Consider the following 17,995-nt stretch of genomic DNA (forward strand, 5'->3'; position numbering starts at 1 on the left):
CCTTATTCGATTGCCTTGCCCTGGGCATAGGCCCAGCCCATGGCCGCCATCGGGCGGGCCAGTTTGCCTGATTCCAGTGCCTGGGCGCTGGATGCCGTGCCGTCCACGTAGCGCTTCATGATGCCCTGCATGATGCTGGCCAGGCGGAACATATTGAAGGCGAGGTAGAAGTTGAAGTCCTCCAGGCGGATTGCCTTGCCGGTGCGTTCGGCGTAGCGCGCGATGTATTCGCGCTGCGAGGGAATGCCGAGCGCCTTCAGGTCCAGGCCGGCGATGCCGCGGAACTTGCCCGGCTCGATGTGCCAGCTCATGCAGTGGTAGCTGAAGTCCGCAAACGGATGCCCGAGCGTCGACAGTTCCCAGTCCAGCACTGCGAGGATGCGCGGCTCGGTCGGATGGAAGATCATGTTGTCGAGGCGGTAGTCGCCGTGCACGATCGAGGTGTCCTCGCCGGGCGGGATGTTGGCAGGCAGCCAGGCGATCAACTGGTCCATCGCCTCGATGGTCTCGGTCTCGGATGCCTTGTACTGCTTGCTCCAGCGTTCGATCTGGCGCTGGAAGTAGTTGCCCGGCTTGCCGTAATCGCCAAGCCCGATGGCGTTGTAATCGATGGTGTGCAGCTGCGCGATGACGCGATTGAGTTCATCGTAGATCGCAGCACGTTCGGCAGGCGTCATGCCGGGCAGGGACTGGTCCCACAGCACGCGGCCTTCGACAAATTGCATCACGTAGAAAGCGCGGCCGATCACTTCTTCGTCCATGCACAGGCAGTATTGGCGGGCCGCCGGGAAGCCTGCCTTGTGCAGCGCGTCCATGACGCGGAATTCGCGTTCGATGGCGTGGGCGGATGGCAGCAGCTTGGCCGCCGGAGCCGGCTTGGTGCGCAGGACGTACTGCTGGCCGCCGACCGTCAGCTTGAAGGTGGGATTCGACTGGCCGCCCTTGAACTGCTCGACCTTCAATTCGCCCTGCGGATAGCCTTCCACGTGCTGGCGCAGGTATGCGTCCAGCGCGGCGGTGTCGAAACGGTGGCGCTCCGACACCTCCTTGGTGCCCATGAATTCTTCGAACATAATGCCTCCTTCCGAACGATCGTACTATTTTTATGGGCGGGAAAGCAAGCGGGATTTGGAATATTCCTTGAACAACTGCTCCATGGTGGTGCTGCGGGTGGCCGCTTGCAGTGGCGCGGGCGGGGCGAAGTTCGAAAACCGCACGATCCAGTCGTGCCGTTCCTGGCCCACGTCGAGGGCGTTGATGCAGCCGGCAGCCTGCGACAGGTTGCCGAGGAAAAGGCGCTGGCCACCGGTCAGGGCATAGGACAGGATGGCGCGATTGACGCCGCCGTGCAGGACCAGCAGCACGGTATCCCAGCCATCGTCGGCCAGCAGCCTGGCGATGGCGGGATGGATGCGGTCCATCAGCTCGCCGACCGATTCGCCGCCGAGGAAGCGGCGCTGCTCCGGCACCACGCCCTCAAAAGCGCCGGTGAAGGCTTCCCGCAGTTGATCGTCCGGGATGCCGGACAGCTTGCCGCCGCGGATTTCGGCCAGCTCGGGCCAGGTTTCGAGCTGTACCTGCTGGCCGGTTTCCGCCAGCACGCGCTGCGCAGTTTCGACCGTGCGCGGCAGGCCGGAGACGATGACGCGGTCGAACTTGATGCCATCGGCGGCGAAGGCCTGGCCGGCGGCCGCAGCCTGCGCGCGGCCGGCCTCGTTGAGGGGGACGGTTTCGGGCAGGTAGGGTTTGCCGGCCTGGTCGAAATAGGTGACGCTGCCATGCCGCATCAGGAAGATGCGGCGCCGTTCAGGGTTTGCTGTCATAGGTCCGTTAGAAGAAGATTGCGAGGCGCGTAATGATGGTTCCGTTATTAGTATAAGGCCCAGTTGCGCGCACGTTGCCGGAATCGGGTTTGCCGTCATCCAGCTTGGCGTCGATCTGCTCGGCAAAGGTGTCGGGCAGGTTGTCGAAGCGGATGCCGTTGCCGCCACGGCCACCCACGACGTCGTTGTAGATGTACACCGCGCCACCCTGGGCGCTGGTCATGAAGTCGGTGGTGCCGTTGTAGGAACCGGTGATCAGGCCCGCCAGTGCCAGATGCTGCGGCGCCAGCTGGTATTCCGTGATCTGGCCGTCGCCGTTGCCGTTGCCGGCCGCGCCGGGAACGTGGGTGGTGGCCAGGATATCGTCGCCGGGCAGGGCGCGGAAGCGGTCCTGGTAGGAGTTGACGGCCGCCTGCAGGGCAGTAGCCTGCTGGATGATGCTCTTGACCTTGGCGCTGTCGATCAGGGCCTGGCCTTTGAGCACGCCGCCCAGCAGCAGGCCGATGATGACCAGGACGATGGCGATTTCAACGAGGGTAAAGCCGCGGTGTCTCATGGCGCTCTCCTTGGGTTGCATGTCATGGCAGCCTTTGCGCTGCGAGCATTCGATTGAACAGGATATTGGGCGACAGCCAGACGACGATGTCGTCGTAGGCGCCGCCCGCGGCGGCGGGATTGTCGGCGCGGTCGCGTGCAATGAACATGCGGCCGTCGGCCTGGAAGTTGGCCTTTTCGTCGACATTGCCCTGGCCCATGTCGGCCGCCTGCACGCCGACGTCGCTGAAGGCGCCGAAGCCATTGCGCCCTTGCGACAGCACGACCGCGGGAATATCGTTCTGCCCGCTGGCCAGCACCAGCGCGCCGCTGGCATCGCGGCTGGCAATGGTGATGTCGCGCGGGGTGCTGAGGCGGAACAGGGCGCCGCTGTCGCTGAAGGATGGCGTGACGCTGTACAGGTAGAGGTGTTGCCAGGCGTCGAGCTTCGGCAGGCCCAGGGTTGCCCACGGCAGGAATCCGAGGCGGCGTTCGTTGCTGCAGCGCGTGCCGCTGCGGTCTTCCAGGCCATTCGAGGCGGAGATGGCGGGGCAGGGAAGGTAGCCGTTGCGGGCGGCGAATCCGGCCAGCGCATCGCGCGCTTCTTCCAGCGCCCTGCTGGTGTCGGCGGCGCGCCGTTGTTCCATCTGCGCCGACAACGGGGCCAGCATGCCGCCCAGCAGCAAGCCGACGATGACCAGCACGATCGCCATTTCAACCAGGGTGAAGGCTGTCTGCTTTCTCATGGCAGGGTCTTGGCGGCGGCCATCCTTTCATAGAGTACTTGCAGCGGCACGGCGGCGAGCAGGTCGTCGAAGGCGCCGCCGGGAGCATTCGCCTGCGCACTTCGCGGGCGCTGCATGAAATCGGTGGCGGCCTGCAGGTTGCCGGCTTCGTCCTGGCTGCCAGGCATATCGCTGGGACCACGCGAGAAGATGACGGCCGGTGCGCACTGTGCGGCCAGCGAGCAGTTATCCTGTCCGGCGACGAAGAACAGCGTGCCGCTCGCGTCGCGCGACAGCACGCGTTTGCTGGCGATGAGCGCAGTGCGTGCCAAGGGCGCGACCGTGAATGCTGGCGTTACGCTGTAGCGCAAATGGCGGCCCCAGTTGTCCGCGGCCGGCAGCCCGAGATCCATCCATGGCAGGAGGCCGGTGCAGTCGGCCTCTGTGGCGCAGGGTACTGTTCGTTCGCGCCCGGCCTCGCCCATCCCCGGTGCGGGTGCGGCCGGTGCGGGACGCGGCAGGCGGCCATGGGCCGCGGCGAAGCCGACCAGCGCCTCGCTGGCCTGCGCCAGCAAGGCGTGGGTGCGCTCTTCGCGGGCGCGCTCGCCGCTGCCGCCGCTGAATGCCGACAGCAAGACCGCCGACAGCGCCACTGTGGCGATCAGCAATAGCGTCAGGAGCGCTGCGCCGCGCTGTCTAGCGTGCCGCTTCATGGACCTCTCCCGTTGCCGGGTCATAGCGCTGGCCGGGCTTGAGCACGACGGACCGCCCGTCCGCCTGCAAGGTGACCGAGCCGCGCATCACCCCGCCCGGCGGCGCGGCTTGCGCTTCGCCGTTCACGATGATCATCGTGGGCCCATTGCTGCGGCGGATCACGCCCCCCAGACGAAGCCCGGGCGGCGCAGTCTCGCCAGCGCCTGGGCCCCCAGGCGTTTCGGCTGCCGCCGTGCCAGGCGCCGCAGCCGGCGGACATCCAGGCGCAGAGCCAGGCTGGCAATGCGCCGATGCCTCCATTCCCGGTGCGACAGGACCCGGGCCGGCTGCCTGGGCGTTGCCTCCCGGTGCCGGGACGGACGCCGCTCCGGGAAGAGTGCCCTGGTTGCGCTGCGTATCGAGCTGCGCACGTTCGTCCGGGGTGGTAAACAACCTTCCCATGCTGACGAAACCCTGCGCGCCGGCCTGCGTCGCCAGCAGCAGGAGAAGTGCCGGCAATCCCGTTTTCATGACGACCCTCGCTGCGGCTTGGCCGAAGCGGAAACCGGCGTCAGCGTCAGCCAGTTCAGGGTGCAGTCGGCATTCAGGGTCGGCGACAGCACGCCCGCCACAGGCGCGGCGCCGGCGGCGCGGCGGATGACGCAGTCCTGGACCGCAAAGGTGCCTGACAGCCGCAGGTCCGACAGGAAGTTCAGCAGATCCAGTTCATGAAGGAGATCCATATGCAAGGCCATCCTGCTGCCCAGCAAGGCATACTCGCCCGTCGGCAAGCTCGTCTCGAGCCGGTACGGTTGCTGCACCTCGATCTCGTAGGTCAGGGGCAACAGGCGCCGCTGTTCCTGGATCTGCCGGATCGCCTCCACCCAGTCGAGCCGGCGTTCGGGTCCCACCAGGCCCCGGCGCCGCAATTCGACGAACTGCGGCTGGTACTGGCGGATTTCTTCCTTTTCCGTTTCGGCATGGGCAAGCCGCAAGCGCGCGGCATCACGCTCCAGCAGCGCCGCAGCCTCCTCGAAATGAACGCGCCTCAGGTGCCACGAGCTCGCGAAGACCGCGGCAAGCGACACTGCCAGCGTGCCAAGGAACGCCAGCACGGCGTTGCGCAGCAAGGAGAACTCGCGTAACACCGTCATGGCGACCACCTGAGATTCAAAGTGAATTTGGCGCGCTCGCCCAGCCCAGCCGGCGAACCGGCCTTGCCGCTCAGCTTCACGTTGGGCCGTATATCGAAGGGCAGCTGTTCGATTTCCACCACCATGCCGGGCGTGCGCGCCAGTTCCTGCGCAAAGCGGTTCATGCTGAGCAGCACGCTGCGATAGTCGTCCTGCTCCACCAGGACCTCGGCCTGCAGCCGCACCTGCTGCGGCGGCGCCTTCGGTATCCCGATCAGCATGGACGATTGTGGCGCCACCAGGGCCGGCGTGGTGGCCGCACCGGGAAAGGCGCTGCTGGCGGTCACCGGCACGACGCCCGGTGCGTTGACCCGCCAGTCGAGCTGCGTGAGACGGATCTGCGGCGAACGCTCCAGTGCTTCGCTCAGGATGGCCATCGCTGCCTGCGGCCATGGCCCCTGGCGAGCCACCATCTGCGCGATCTGCACGGCCGCCTTCATGTTGGCGGTCTTGTCGACAGCCGGCGGCATGCTCGACATGCTGCGTCGATAGGCAGCCGTGAACCCCTGCGTCTCCTGCTGCAATGCCTGCGTATGGCTGCGCGCCAGCGAGTAGCCGGCAATGTTTGCGCCGGTCCACAGCAGGCAGCAGGCCGCCATGACCGCACTTGAAGCGTACAGGCTTTGGCGTGTGCGCCACAGGCTGTAGTAGCGCCGGCGCGGCCCGAGCGGATAGTGGCTGGGCGGCGCCGTGCGCGCAGCCAGGCCAAGGAATACTTCATCGGGATTGTCGCAAGCAGCCAGCCGTTGCAGGGACGCCGCTTCTCCCAAAGGCATGACCCGCCAGTCCAGCAGCGGCGAAAGATTTGCCGCCGGTGGCGACGCGATCCGTGCCAGCGGTAGCAGGGCCAGCACCTGCAAGGGCACGTCGCGCCCCAGCATGTGCGCGCCGACGAGGAACTGCCGGGTGCGTTCGGCTTCCTGCTCGGCGTTGACTGCCGCCTGGGCGAGCCGGGAGAAGCGCACCTTGCCGTGCTGGAAAAAGGTCTGCCGTATGCCGCTGCCATGCTCGGTCACCAGCAACAGTTGCGCCTCCTGCCGCGCCTGGTCCGGCAGCAAGGCGCCACTGAGGAGGGCAGGCGTATACAGCGCCGCCAGCGGCATGCGCTGGCTTTCCAGCGCGTCGAGCCAGGGCGCCAGGGTGGCCGGGTTGGTCAAGGCCGAAAGGAGCACGATATCGTCGCGCCGGCCGCCTTCCTCGCGGCCCTGGATGTGCGCGCAGCGGAAAGGCGTGTCGCGCCATGACTGCGCCAGGCGGCGTTCGCGCATGGCCAGGCCTGCGCGGCCGGCAACGTGCGGCAGCAGGTGGCGCTGGAAGTCCTCTTCCACCAGGTCGGCCAGCATCAGGGCCGGCGTGTCCTGGCGGCCATCGAGCCAGGTGGCGAAACTTGCCCAGCCATCCGGCGACGGATCGAAGCACGGCCCCGTCCCGAGCCTGCCGCGCTCCCAGAGCGAGCAGCACAGCCGCTCGCCGGTCAGGTGGAGGAGGAGTTTGCGGGTCATGGCATCAGATCCTGATTGAGCTGATGGTGTCGTAAATCGGGCCGAGCACGGACAGCATGATCCATCCCAGCAGGAGGCCGAGGATGACGGTCATCGCCGGTTCGATCATCGATTGCATGCGTTCGATCCGTTCCCGCACTTCGCGGTTGTAGAAGTAGGCCACGTTGCGCAGCGTCGCATCGAGAGCGCCGGTCGATTCCCCGACGCGCAGCATGCGCACCACCAGCGGCGGAAACAGCTCGACCTGCCTGAAGGCTGCCGCAACGCTGTGTCCCTCCGAAATCAGTTCGCGCGCGCGGCGCATGGCGGCTGCCACGACGCGGTTGCCTGCTATTCCCTCCGAGAGCCGTATGCATTCGAGCACGGGAATTCCCGCGGCATACATCAGCGCAAAATAGGTCGCAAAGCGCGCCATGATCAGCTTTTGCAGAACCGGGACGGTACGCAGAAGCAGGCGGTCGAAGGCGAAGGCCGTGCGCTCGTTGGTGCGCAACTGCCAGCGCAGGAGCCACCAGGCCGCAAAGGGCAAAGCCAGCAGCAGATACCAGTAATGGATGAAGATGTCCGACAAGGCAATCAATGCGCGCGTGTGCAGCGGCAGTTCCTGGCCCATGTTCTTGATGAAGGCTGTCAGCTGTGGAACCAGGTAGATCATCAGGAAAAACAGTACGCCGCTGACGATCACCAGTACGAAAGCAGGGTAGGTGATGGCCTTGCGCGCCTGTGCCGCCAGCTCGTCCTGCCACTTCAGGTTCTCGGCCAGGTCGCGGAAGATCTCGTTGACCTTGCCGCTTTGCTCGCCGGCCCTTACCAGGCTGGTAAAGCCCTGGTCGAATACTTCCGGATAGGAGGCCAGGGCGTTGGAGAGCTGCAGGCCGCCTTCGATCTTTTCGACCAGGTCGGTGATGATTTCCCGCAGCCGCAGGTTGTCGGCGCTGTCGCGCAAGTCGCGCAAGCCGTCCAGCATCGGCACGCCGGCACTGCTCATTTGCTCCAGGTGGAAGCAGAAGTTGATCAAGTCGCGCCGCGTGACGCGCTGGCCGCCGATGCGCAGCTTGCGCCGGCGTGTTTCGCGGTAGTCGATCAGGTCGAGCGCCATGCGCTGCAAGCGCAACTCGAGGTCCGGCACATTATGCGCGTCCATATTCCCCGGCACGATGCTGCCGTTGGCGTCCATGGCGCGGTAGATGAACTGGGGCATGTCAGCTCAACCTGTCAGTGAGGTCGACCACGCGCGAGACTTCGTCCAGCGTGGTCAGGCCTTCCATCACACGGCGCATGCCGTCGTCGACCAGCGAATGCAGGCCGGCGGCGCCGGCTGCATTGCGCAATTCGCGGGCCGGCGCCCGGCGCGCCACCATGTCGTCGAGTTCACCGTTCATGCGCAGCAGCTCCATGATTGCCATGCGCCCTTTGTAGCCCTGGTGGGCGCAGCGGTCGCAGGCGCCGGCGCGGTAGATGGTGGCCGGCGGATGGTCGGCCGGAAGCCCCAGCAGCCGACGTTCCAGCTCGTCCGCTTCGACTGCCTGCCGGCAGTGGGGGCACAGCTTGCGCACCAGCCGCTGGGCGATGATGCCGATGATATTGCCGGCCAGGACGTCGGCTACCACGCCCAGGTCAAGCAGGCGCGGGATGGCGCCGACGGCGGAATTGGTATGCAGCGTGGAATAGACCTGGTGGCCGGTCATGGCTGCGGCCAGAGCCATGTCGGCGGTTTCCTTGTCGCGGATCTCGCCGACCAGGATCACGTCGGGGTCTTGCCGCATCATGGAGCGGATGCCGTCTGCGAATCCCAGCTTGGCCGATTCGTTGACCGAGGTCTGGCGGATCTGGTGCATCGGGTATTCGACCGGGTCCTCCATCGTCATGATGTTCACGGATTCCGTGTTGATGTGGTTCAGGATCGAATACAGGGTGGTGGTCTTGCCGCTGCCGGTGGGCCCGGTGACCAGGATCAGGCCGTCGGGACGGGCGATCATCAGTTTGAGCACATCGAGTTCGTGCTCGGCCAGGCCCAGCTTTTCCAGCGGGACGATCCCTTTTTGCCGGTCCAGCACGCGCAGCACGATGTTTTCGCCGTGGGTGGTGGGCTGGCTGCTGGCGCGGAAATCGATCTGGCGGCCGGAGAACTGGATCGATATGCGCCCGTCCTGCGGCGCGCGCGTTTCGGCGATGTTCATCTGGCTGATCACCTTCAGGCGCACCGCCATCGCAGGCCAGTAGGAGCGGTGCAGGCTGCGGATCTGGCGCAGGATGCCATCGATGCGGTAGCGCACGCGCAGGAAGCTGTGCTCGGGCTCGAAGTGGATGTCTGAGGCGCTGTTCTGTACCGCGTCGGCCAGCAGGGCGTCGATCAGGCGCACCATGGGCTGGCTGTATTCATCGGAGGAAGCGTCCAGCGTGACCTCGCCGGTTTCGATTTCATGCAGGATGCCGTCGATCGACAGCTCGAAGCCGTAATAGTGGTCGATCGCGTACGCAATGTCGGAGTCGTTGACCAGCAGCGGCACCAGCGTGATGCCTTTGACCAGCATCGCGCTGATCTGGTCCAGCGCGACGATGTTGGTGGTGTCGGACATGGCCAGCACCAGTTCGTCGGTGGCCCGTTCATACACGATGGGGAAGACGCGATAGCGCTTGGCCACCTCCTTGGGAATCAGCTTGAGCGCAACGGCGTCGACCACCAGGCTTTTCAGGTCCGCCGAGCGTGTATTGAGCTTTTCGCTGAGCGCCTCGCGCATCGTCGCTTCCGTCACGAAGCCGAGCGCGATCAGCAACTTGCCCAGGGGTTCATTGTTGCGCGTTTGCTCGGTCAGTGCGATCCGGAGCTGGTCTTGGCTGATGACGCCCTTCTGGATCAGCAGTTTGCCGAGCGGGATTTTCTGCGTGTCGGCCATTGTGCTTTATTGGGGCGGCGTTTCGAGGGCTTGCAATCGCTTGCGGACTGTATCGACATTGAAGCCGGGAGGGCTGGCCTGCGCCAGTTCGAGCGCGCGCCGGTAATAGGTTTGCGCAAGGCGCGGCTGGTTCATGCGGTCCAGGCCAACCCCCAAGTTGAAGGCGTAGTCGGCGTTTTCGGGCATGGCGCTGAAGGCGCGGAAGTAGCTTTGCTGGGCTTCCGGCCAGCGTCCCTGGCGCGCAAACAGGTTGCCAAGGGCGAATTGCACGGGGCCGGAGTCGGGATGCTGGCGCGCCAGCCCGCGCAGCCTGGTTTCATCGGCCTGCAAGTCGCCGGGCCGCAGTTCGGTGAGGCCTGCCAGGGCTTCGGGGTCGTTGGGGTCCAGTTCGAGCAGGCGCAGGTAATTGCCCGATGCCTGCCTGCCATCGTGTTCGCGCAGCGCCACGGCGGCCGATCCGAGCAGCGCGTCGCGGTTGTTGGGGTCTTGCAGCAGGGCGAGATCGTATTGCTGGCGGGCCGTGGCCAAGTCGCCGGACTGCAGGGCAGCATAGCCGTTCTGCACGGCAGGCGCAATCTGTACCGATCCTGTCCCGCGTACAAACTGCACCTTGCCTTGCTCGCCGACGGCGGTTTGTACGGTGGCGGCGCGTTCGCTGCCGGCACCTGCTTCGCCCTGGGGCCGGGCAGCCGGTGCCGAACGGCGTACCTTGACAGTCTCTTCCGCGTGCGCGCGCGTCGCGGCTGATTCATGGGCCGGCGCCGGAGTGCCTTCCGCGCGGACCTGGCGGGCCGCGCGTTCGGCGGCATCGCGCATCGCTTCCGCACGAATCGCGGGGTCCGTGATGGCTGCCAGTTGCTCGGGCGTCGGGATGGTGACATCGGCAGCAGGCCTGGTGGCCGGTGCTTTTGCGCCGGGAGCCGTCGCAGTGCCGGTGGCCGCTGCGCTGCTGTCGGGTGTGCTTGTGCCGGCAAGGCTGGCAGTACCGTTCGCAGCTGCGCCTCCGGCGCCTGAGGCTGCGGCCGTGCTGCCGCCTTCGGCTGCTCCGGCGACGCTGGCGGGCGCCGTGGCCGGCAGGGCTGGATCAGCGCCCGGCGGCGTGACGTAAGGCGTCACAGGTATCGGTGCTCCCTGCTGCGAGCCGGCTTGTGCTACCGGCGCCGATCCCGGCGCCGGCATCGGGACCATGGGCAGGCGCGCCCCGGGGCCTGGGGCCGACACTGCACGCCAATAGATGAAGGCAAATACTGCAAGCAAGGCAGCCAGCGTCCCTGCCAGGAGGGCAAGCCGGCGCTGGGGCGAGGCGGCTGCACGGGACAAGCCCGGCCTGCGTGCGGGGCCAGGACGGGCGGCAGGGTCCCCGCCGGGGCCGGCGCCAGGACCCGCGGCGCGGGCGCCGTTGCCTGCGCCGTAGCCAGGGGATGCCGATGCGCGCAGGCTGTCGCCGGTGCTGGCCGCTGGCGGCAGGCGGGATTCGGCCGCTGGCCGCATTGGCTCATGGCGTGCCTGCGGCGGTACCGGATCATGCACGGCTTCCTGCGCCGCCATGACAGGCGGCTCGGCATCGAGAGGTTCGAGCCGCCACGCATCGGGCATCACGGCAAATGCCGGCCCGCCTTCGATTGGCGGAGGCGAGGGCACGGCATCGGCGCCAAACGGCTGCTGCTCCCGGCCATGATCGAGCTCCGCGTCATGTCCGTTTTGTGTACGGGCGCGTTCGGCCTTGCGCAAGGCTTGCATCAGCAAGCTCATAGTTCCCCCGCCGGCCGCGCAGGCATGAGATAGCGGTAGTTGCGGTAATCGCCTGCAAGGCTGGCGTCCTTCACGACGACAGGCCGCAGGAAAATCACCAATTCGGTCTTGCTGGCAGTCTCGTTCCGGTACGAGAACAGGTTGCCGAGTACCGGCACGGAGCCGATCAGGGGGATGCTGTCCTTCTTGTTGTCGACCGAATCCTGCATCAGGCCGCCCATCACCGCCACCTGGCCGCTCTGCACTTTGAGGATCGATTCCATTTCGCGCGCCTGGATCACCGGCACCCGGCTTTTGACGTTCTGCTTGCTCAGTTCAGGATTGGGGTCTTCCACGTAGTCGACGATGCGCGTTATGGTCGGCCGCACGTTCAGCGTGACTTCGTCCTCCGCCGAAATCTGCGGCGTCACGCTCATCACGAAACCCACGGGCACCGTCTCGACCTTCGATTCGTAGGTCGCGGGCGTTGCAATGGTGCCGGTCGACGTCAGCACGGCCGGCGTCACTTTCAGCGTGAAGAAGATGCTGTTGTCGACCACCTTCAGCAAGGCAGTCTGGTTATTCAGCACGCTGATCTTGGGACTGCTCAGCACTTTCACCTTGCCGAATGATTCGAGCAACTGGATGGTAGCCGTGATATTGCCGAAGCGCGTGGTCGGGTTGGCATAGTCGAAGATGAAGATCCCGGCCGAACCGTTCGGCGCCACGCCCGATGACAGTGGCGTGGTGCCGACCTGTCCCTGTCCCAGCTTGCCGTTGTTGTTGATGCGCGCCCAGTTGATGCCCTGCTGGTACTGGTCGCTGAGCTTGACCTCGATAATGGTCGCCTCGATCAGCACCTGGCGCTTGGCGGTGGACATGATGATGTCCAAGAATTCCTGCACCTTTTCATGCTGCCGGCTGGTGGCGCGCACGGACAACAGGCCGCCTTCGGGATTGGCAATCACCGATGGCGCATTGCGTCCCTGCGAAGCTGGGCCGGCGCCGAAAGCGGTATTGGCGCCCGGCCCGCCGGCCGGGGTTCTTGCTTGCGCGGCAGCCGCCTGGGCGCCGGGGTAGCCGGCATCGGGCGAGGCGGCGCCGGCCTGCATCTGCTGGACCATGGCGTTGGCCTGCTCGCGCATTTGCGCAAGTGGATCGGTGAGCTGGTCATTCAGCGTGGTCGGGCGCAGCATGTCGCGCACGTTCTTTTCCAGGCTGTACCAGAAATTGTTGTCCGAGCGATTGGCAACCGAGGTGGTCGAATTATTGTTGCCGCCGTTGCCCAGTGAGCTGCTGCTTGCCGGCACCGGGTTGGAGGGCGTGCCGCCGCCGTTGCTGTAGGCCGAACCGCCCGTGGTGGAAATCTGCGTTGCGATGTTCACGCTGCTGTTGGTACTGCGGGCGATATTGACGTAGTCGATCTTGTAGTGGTTCCAGTAAGGCTGGTCCGGCAGCACGAGCAGGTTATTGCCCTGCAATTCGTAGCGCATGTCGACCTGCTTGCTGATCCGCGCCAGCAATTGCGGCAAGGTCTGGTCCAGCGCGTTCAAGGTCACCGTTCCTTCCACGGCGGGATGCACGTCGACATTCAATCCCGCGTCGCGTGCCAGCGCAAACAGGACCGACTGCACCGGCACGCGGTGCACCGACACGCTATAGGTCTCCTGCCGCGCTGCCGGCCGGGGCGGCGCAAGTGCGGCGCTTTGCTGCACCGGTTCCGGAATCGCACCCGCCACCGGCTCCGGCTCGGCCACATGGGTTGGAGACAAGGGAAGTTTCGGCGCGGCACAAGCCGCAAGCAGGACGCATAACAGGGAAGCCGTCAGGTTCTTCATGCTGATCGCCGCCTGAAGCAAGTTGCCAGGAGTTTATCGAAAACGATCATACTGCGATTGCCCGGAACCGCCGCGCACGAATAACGGCTGTCCTCGATCGCCTGGCGCACGTGGTACGAATTTACAAAAGGCAAATCTTCGGCATAGGCTGCCATCAGCGATTTGTCGGCCAGCACATTGATGCGCCGAACGATGCCCTGCGAGCTGCGAGCGATCAGGCGCACGGCGCCACGGCTGAACAGTTCGGGACCCTGGTAACCGGCGGCCCGCAAGCGATGCGAGAGGAAATAGGGGATCTGGTCGCGTGGCATCGGCGGCACATTGAAGCTGTGCGTGATGCGTTCACGCAGTTGCCGCATGCGCGGCAGTGCCAGGTGTTCATCGAGTTCGGGCTGTCCGAACAGCACGATCTGCAGCAGCTTGCTGCGGGCGGTTTCGAGGTTGGTCAGCAGGCGCACTTCCTCCAGCGTTTCAAGCGGCATGGCTTGCGCTTCTTCCACCAGCAGCACGACCCGGTGCGCGGCCGCGTGGCGGGCGATCAGCTCCGCGTGCAGGGCGCGCAACACCTGATCGGCGCGGCGGCCGGTGGTGTTGAGTCCCAGCTCGGCGGCAATCGCGTGCAGGACTTCCTGCGGGCCGAGCGTGGGATTGACGAGGTAGAGCACGTCGACGCCGCGCGGCAGGCGCGCTTCAAGCATCCGGCACAGCATGGTCTTGCCGCAGCCAACCTCGCCCGTCACCTTGACGATGCCTTCGCCCTGGGTGACAGCGTAGAGCAGGGCGGACAGGATCTCGCCGCGCGTATTCCCGCTGTAGAAAAAAGCGGGGTTCGGCGTAATGCCGAAGGGGGCCTCGTGCAGGCCAAAATGTTGCTGGTACATGGCGGCGTGCAGGCATCGGGTGGGTTGGAATAGGCCCTGCAATTGGAGCACGTATCGCAAGAATTCGTCGCCCTCCAGCCACGCTATGTGGTGAATCTATTAACGAGTTTTGCTTTGCTTGCACGATTCGTTCGCATACAATGCCAGCAAATATTGGATACGGGGAAGCGGTATGACGAGGCCGGAAAAGGTTCGTTTGGGTGAAATCCTGGTGCAGCAGAAACTGCTGTCGGAAGAACAGTTGGGCATGGCGCTGGCGGAGCAGAAACGCAGCGGCCGAAAACTGGGGCGGGTGTTCGTTGAACACGGCTTTGTCACCGAGGAGCAGATTTCCGGTGCGCTGGCGCGCCAGCTCAATATCCCGTATATCAACCTCAAGTTCTACCAGATCAGTTCGGAGCTGGTGCGGCTGTTGCCGGAGACCCAGGCCCGCCGCTTCCGCGCCCTGGTGCTGGAAGACCGCAAGGGATCGATGCTGGTCGGCCTGTCCGATCCGACCGACCTGTTTGCGTACGACGAAATCTCGCGCCTGCTGAAGCAGTCCATCGAGCTGGCCGTGGTCAACGAAACGGAAGTGCTGGCAGCAATCGACCGCATCTACCGCCGCACCGAGGACATCTCCGGCCTGGCGCGCGAGCTGGAACAGGAAATGGGCGAGGGCTCGGTGGACTTTGGCGCGCTTGCCGCCGCCAGCCCCGGCCTGGAAGAAGCGCCGGTCGTCAAACTGCTGCAATCACTGTTCGATGACGCCGCCCAGGTGCGCGCATCGGACATCCACATCGAACCGCAGGAAAGCAGGCTGCAAATCCGCTTCCGCATCGACGGCGTGCTGCACCTGCAGACGGAAGCCGATATCAAGATCGCGCCCGCCCTGGCGCTGCGCCTGAAGCTGATGTCCGACCTGGATATCTCAGAGAAGCGCCTGCCGCAGGACGGCCGCTTCGCCGTGCGGGTCAGGAACGCGCGCATCGACGTGCGTATCTCCACCATGCCGACGCAGTACGGCGAATCGATCGTCATGCGTTTGCTGAACCAGAGCGGCATGACCTTGCGGCTTGACGCCATCGGCATGCCCAAGCAGCTGCTCGAGCGCTTCCGCGCCATCGTGGCGCGTCCGAATGGCCTGGTCCTGGTGACCGGCCCGACCGGCAGCGGCAAGACCACCACGCTGTATTGCGCACTGGCGGAATTGAATTCGATGGAGAAGAAGCTGATCACCGTCGAAGACCCGGTTGAATACCGCCTGGCAGGCATCAACCAGGTGCAGGTCAATGAAAAGATCGAACTCGATTTCGCGCGCGTGCTGCGTTCGGCCCTGCGCCAGGATCCGGACATCGTGCTGGTCGGCGAGATGCGCGACCAGGAAACCGCGCAGATCGGCCTGCGCGCCGCCATGACCGGCCACCTGGTGCTCTCGACCCTGCACACCAACGACGCCGCAAGCACGCCGCTGCGCCTGATGGACATGGGAGTGCCGCGCTACATGGTGGGCAGTTCGCTGCAAGCGGTGCTGGCACAGCGCCTGTTGCGCGTGATCTGCGAGTCCTGCACCACGCCCTACACCCTGACGCCAAACGAGCACGAATGGCTCAGCCTCGAATTGAAGGACAAGGTCGACCTGGGCAGGTACTTCCATGGCAAAGGCTGCTCGCATTGCAATGGCCTCGGTTATCGCGGACGCACCGGTATCTACGAGCTGCTGGAAATGACCCAGTCCGTGGTCGACGCGGCCAATGATCCCGACCCGGCCACGTTCCTGAAGGCGGCGCAGCAGCAGATGGCTGGGCAGACGTTGCGGCGCCAGGCGGTACAGCTGGTGGTGCAGGGCCGTACCACCGTTTCCGAGGCGATGCGTATCAGTAACCAGCTAGAGGATTGAGTTGCCTTACTTTGCATACAAAGGCCGGAATGGCCGTGGTGAATTGCTCGCCGGCGTGCTGGAAGGGGCCGACAGCGGGGCCGTTGCCGACCAGCTGTTCGCAACGGGTGTGACGCCGGTCGAGATTACCGAAACCGCCGACCGCGCGCCGGGCAAGTCGGGGCTGGCCAACTTGTGGGAACGGCTGACGGAAAAGAGCGTCAATTCGATGGACGTGCAGCTGTTCAGCCGCCAGATGTACACCTTGCTGAAATCGGGCGTCCCCATCATGCGCGGCCTGGCAGGCTTGCAGGAATCGGCGATCAGCAAGGCCTTTGGCCGCGTGATCGCGGACCTGCGCGAGTCGCTCGATGCCGGCCGCGAACTATCGGCATCCATGCGCCGTCATCCGGAAGCGTTCACGCCGTTTTACCTGTCGATGATCCGGGTCGGCGAAATGACCGGCCGGCTGGACGAAGTCTTCCTGCGCCTGTTCGACCACCTTGAATTCGAGCGCGACATGAAAGAGCGCGTGCGCACCGCTTTGCGTTATCCGACCTTCGTGATGATCGCGATGGCGGTGGCGATGGTGGTGATTAATATGTGGGTGATCCCCGCGTTCGAAGGGGTGTTTCGCAGCTTGAATGCCGAGCTCCCGCTGATGACGCGCATCCTGCTGGCGACGTCGAATTTCAGCGTGCAGTACTGGCCATTCTTCGCGGCGGCGCTGGTGGTTGCCGGGTTTGGGTGGCGCTCATGGATCGCAACCGAAAAGGGGCGCTATAAATGGGACCGATGGAAGCTGCGCCTGCCTATCGCCGGCAAGATCATTCACAAGGGCACCATGTCGCGCTTTGCGCGGAGCTTTTCGCTGTCGGCCCGCAGTGGCGTGCCGATCGTGCAGGCCCTGACGGTGGTGTCGCAGACGGTGGACAATGCCTACCTGGCGGCCCGCGTTGAGCAAATGCGCGATGGCGTCGAGCGCGGCGAAAGCATCCTGCGCACTGCGGTAGCGGCAAACGTGTTTACGCCTGTGGTGCTGCAGATGATCGCCGTCGGTGAAGAGACCGGATCGCTGGATGACCTGATGGAAGAAATCGCGGCGATGTATGAGCGCGAGGTCGATTATGAATTGAAGACCTTGTCGGCACAGATCGAACCGATCCTGATCACCTTCCTGGGCATCATGGTGCTGATCCTGGCACTTGGCGTGTTCCTGCCGATCTGGGACCTGGGCAAAGTCGCTTTCAAAAAATGAGAAGGCTAAGCAGGTTCAGGCGGTTTGAAGGGTTGGCGTGGTTGATCGTTGGTTTGGCGCTACTGGCGGTTTTCCTCAACAAGATTCCGTTCTACACTAAAAGCGCAGAAGAGCGGGCAATAGATGTGACGCTGGCACAACTGCGCGCCGCAGTCGAATTGCATCGCCTAAGATCAACCGCAACAACTGATGATCTCGAGGGTAGCAATCCCATGCAATTGCTCGAGGTGAAGCCCGTCAACTACGACGGCGAGTTTGCAAACCGTGGCAGCGCTCCTGCACGACCGGGAACGTGGTTCTTTGATAGGGAGTCGAAAGAGCTGGTCTATGTTTTACTTGCTCCGGAGAAATCTTCATTGAAGCAACAACAAATGCTCTATTTCAAGTTAGAATTGCGCCGCTTGCCCGAACGAACTGTCAGGCCTTCAGAGCTGCCCGCAGAAAATGCCGGTGTTGTTCTGAATCAACTAAATGACTAGCCACGAAGCTGGTCCATATGATTTTTGAACTCATGGGAGAAGTGATGAAAAAGTTTCCAAATTCGATGCCCCGCTCGCAGCAAGCTGGCTTTACCCTGATCGAACTGATCGTTGTGATCGTGATTCTCGGCATCCTGGCCGCCACTGCGCTGCCGCGCTTCATGGACGTCGGCAGTGAGGCGCGCGCTGCGAGCGTCGCAGCAGTGCGTGGTTCGCTGAACGCTGCAAATTCGATGGTCCATAGCCGCTGGCTGATCTCGCAAGGGAGCACGGTCAAGATGGAAGGCCTGGATGTCCCGGTTGATACCGCCGGCTATCCAACTGTCTCGGCTACCGTAAATTCCCACATCGCCGACATGGCCGGCATCAATAGCAACGACTATACGACCATCGCCCCAAGCTCGTCGGGGACCACTAGCCCTACGACCTCGAGTAGTGAGGTTGCTTTTGTACCGAAGAGCGTGGCAGGTACCACTAAAGCTGCCAAGTGCTACGTGAAATTTACAGCAGCGATCATCTCTTCGGCGACTCCGCCGGTTGTAACGCCGCCTGCCATTTCGACGGACACGTCCGGCTGCTAAGC

General features: G+C 64.4%; 17 protein-coding genes. 4 read left to right on the forward strand and 13 right to left on the reverse strand.

Going from position 1 to position 17,995, the window contains the following annotated elements; translation table 11 throughout:
- Window positions 1-2: 2 nt before the first annotated feature.
- The 13 genes from ACN9MY_RS15590 to ACN9MY_RS15650 are packed head-to-tail and all read right to left on the reverse strand — an operon-like array spanning window position 3 to window position 13,817.
- Entirely contained in the window at window positions 3-1,073 is a 1,071-nt protein-coding gene (locus ACN9MY_RS15590) for a phosphotransferase (RefSeq protein ID WP_426171959.1), read from the reverse strand.
- Between the two features lie 30 nt (window positions 1,074-1,103).
- Window positions 1,104-1,823 (reverse strand): histidine phosphatase family protein, encoded by a 720-nt coding sequence (locus ACN9MY_RS15595; RefSeq protein WP_426323566.1) that lies wholly within the window; start codon window positions 1,821-1,823, stop codon window positions 1,104-1,106.
- A 7-nt stretch (window positions 1,824-1,830) separates the two neighbouring features.
- Entirely contained in the window at window positions 1,831-2,379 is a 549-nt protein-coding gene (locus tag ACN9MY_RS15600) for a prepilin-type N-terminal cleavage/methylation domain-containing protein (protein WP_426323568.1), read from the reverse strand.
- Between the two features lie 22 nt (window positions 2,380-2,401).
- Window positions 2,402-3,103, reverse strand: coding sequence for a type II secretion system protein (locus ACN9MY_RS15605; protein WP_426337618.1), 702 nt, complete (start codon window positions 3,101-3,103; stop codon window positions 2,402-2,404).
- Window positions 3,100-3,795, reverse strand: coding sequence for a hypothetical protein (locus tag ACN9MY_RS15610; protein WP_426335692.1), 696 nt, complete (start codon window positions 3,793-3,795; stop codon window positions 3,100-3,102). The genes ACN9MY_RS15605 and ACN9MY_RS15610 overlap by 4 nt, the downstream gene beginning before the upstream one ends.
- Window positions 3,779-4,306 (reverse strand): hypothetical protein, encoded by a 528-nt coding sequence (locus ACN9MY_RS15615; protein WP_426335693.1) that lies wholly within the window; start codon window positions 4,304-4,306, stop codon window positions 3,779-3,781. Before ACN9MY_RS15615 ends, ACN9MY_RS15610 begins: the two co-directional genes overlap by 17 nt.
- A complete protein-coding gene (locus ACN9MY_RS15620; RefSeq protein WP_426171969.1) occupies window positions 4,303-4,929 on the reverse strand; it encodes a hypothetical protein in 627 nt (208 codons plus the stop codon). The genes ACN9MY_RS15615 and ACN9MY_RS15620 overlap by 4 nt, the downstream gene beginning before the upstream one ends.
- On the reverse strand, window positions 4,926-6,470 hold the full coding sequence (locus tag ACN9MY_RS15625) for a hypothetical protein (protein ID WP_426335694.1): 1,545 nt from the start codon (window positions 6,468-6,470) through the stop codon (window positions 4,926-4,928). Before ACN9MY_RS15625 ends, ACN9MY_RS15620 begins: the two co-directional genes overlap by 4 nt.
- Window positions 6,471-6,474: 4 nt before the next feature.
- The gene (locus tag ACN9MY_RS15630; RefSeq protein ID WP_426335695.1) at window positions 6,475-7,671 is read right to left on the reverse strand and encodes a type II secretion system F family protein; all 1,197 of its coding nucleotides are present in this window, start codon (window positions 7,669-7,671) and stop codon (window positions 6,475-6,477) included.
- A 1-nt stretch (window position 7,672) separates the two neighbouring features.
- A complete protein-coding gene (locus tag ACN9MY_RS15635) occupies window positions 7,673-9,367 on the reverse strand; it encodes a GspE/PulE family protein (protein ID WP_426171973.1) in 1,695 nt (564 codons plus the stop codon).
- Window positions 9,368-9,373: 6 nt separating this feature from the next.
- Entirely contained in the window at window positions 9,374-11,119 is a 1,746-nt protein-coding gene (locus tag ACN9MY_RS15640; protein ID WP_426335696.1) for a hypothetical protein, read from the reverse strand.
- Entirely contained in the window at window positions 11,116-12,936 is a 1,821-nt protein-coding gene (gene mshL / locus ACN9MY_RS15645) for a pilus (MSHA type) biogenesis protein MshL (protein WP_426335697.1), read from the reverse strand. The genes ACN9MY_RS15640 and mshL overlap by 4 nt, the downstream gene beginning before the upstream one ends.
- On the reverse strand, window positions 12,933-13,817 hold the full coding sequence (locus ACN9MY_RS15650) for an ExeA family protein (protein ID WP_426171978.1): 885 nt from the start codon (window positions 13,815-13,817) through the stop codon (window positions 12,933-12,935). Before ACN9MY_RS15650 ends, mshL begins: the two co-directional genes overlap by 4 nt.
- Before the next feature lie 172 nt (window positions 13,818-13,989).
- Here ACN9MY_RS15650 and ACN9MY_RS15655 point away from each other — a divergent pair, with 172 nt between their 5' ends.
- The 4 genes from ACN9MY_RS15655 to ACN9MY_RS15670 are packed head-to-tail and all read left to right on the forward strand — an operon-like array spanning window position 13,990 to window position 17,993.
- On the forward strand, window positions 13,990-15,696 hold the full coding sequence (locus tag ACN9MY_RS15655; RefSeq protein ID WP_426171979.1) for a GspE/PulE family protein: 1,707 nt from the start codon (window positions 13,990-13,992) through the stop codon (window positions 15,694-15,696).
- A 1-nt stretch (window position 15,697) separates the two neighbouring features.
- A complete protein-coding gene (locus ACN9MY_RS15660) occupies window positions 15,698-16,933 on the forward strand; it encodes a type II secretion system F family protein (RefSeq protein ID WP_426335698.1) in 1,236 nt (411 codons plus the stop codon).
- Window positions 16,934-16,965: 32 nt separating this feature from the next.
- Window positions 16,966-17,412 carry a hypothetical protein gene (locus ACN9MY_RS15665; protein ID WP_426335699.1) on the forward strand — a complete coding sequence of 149 codons (447 nt, stop codon included), beginning with the start codon at window positions 16,966-16,968 and terminating at the stop codon, window positions 17,410-17,412.
- A gap of 17 nt (window positions 17,413-17,429) precedes the next feature.
- Complete coding sequence (locus tag ACN9MY_RS15670) at window positions 17,430-17,993, forward strand: type II secretion system protein (protein WP_426335700.1); 564 nt, start codon at window positions 17,430-17,432, stop codon at window positions 17,991-17,993.
- Window positions 17,994-17,995: the final 2 nt, after the last annotated feature.

It is taken from the genome of Pseudoduganella sp. R-31 (assembly GCF_049913235.1).
Lineage (GTDB): Bacteria > Pseudomonadota > Gammaproteobacteria > Burkholderiales > Burkholderiaceae_D > Rugamonas.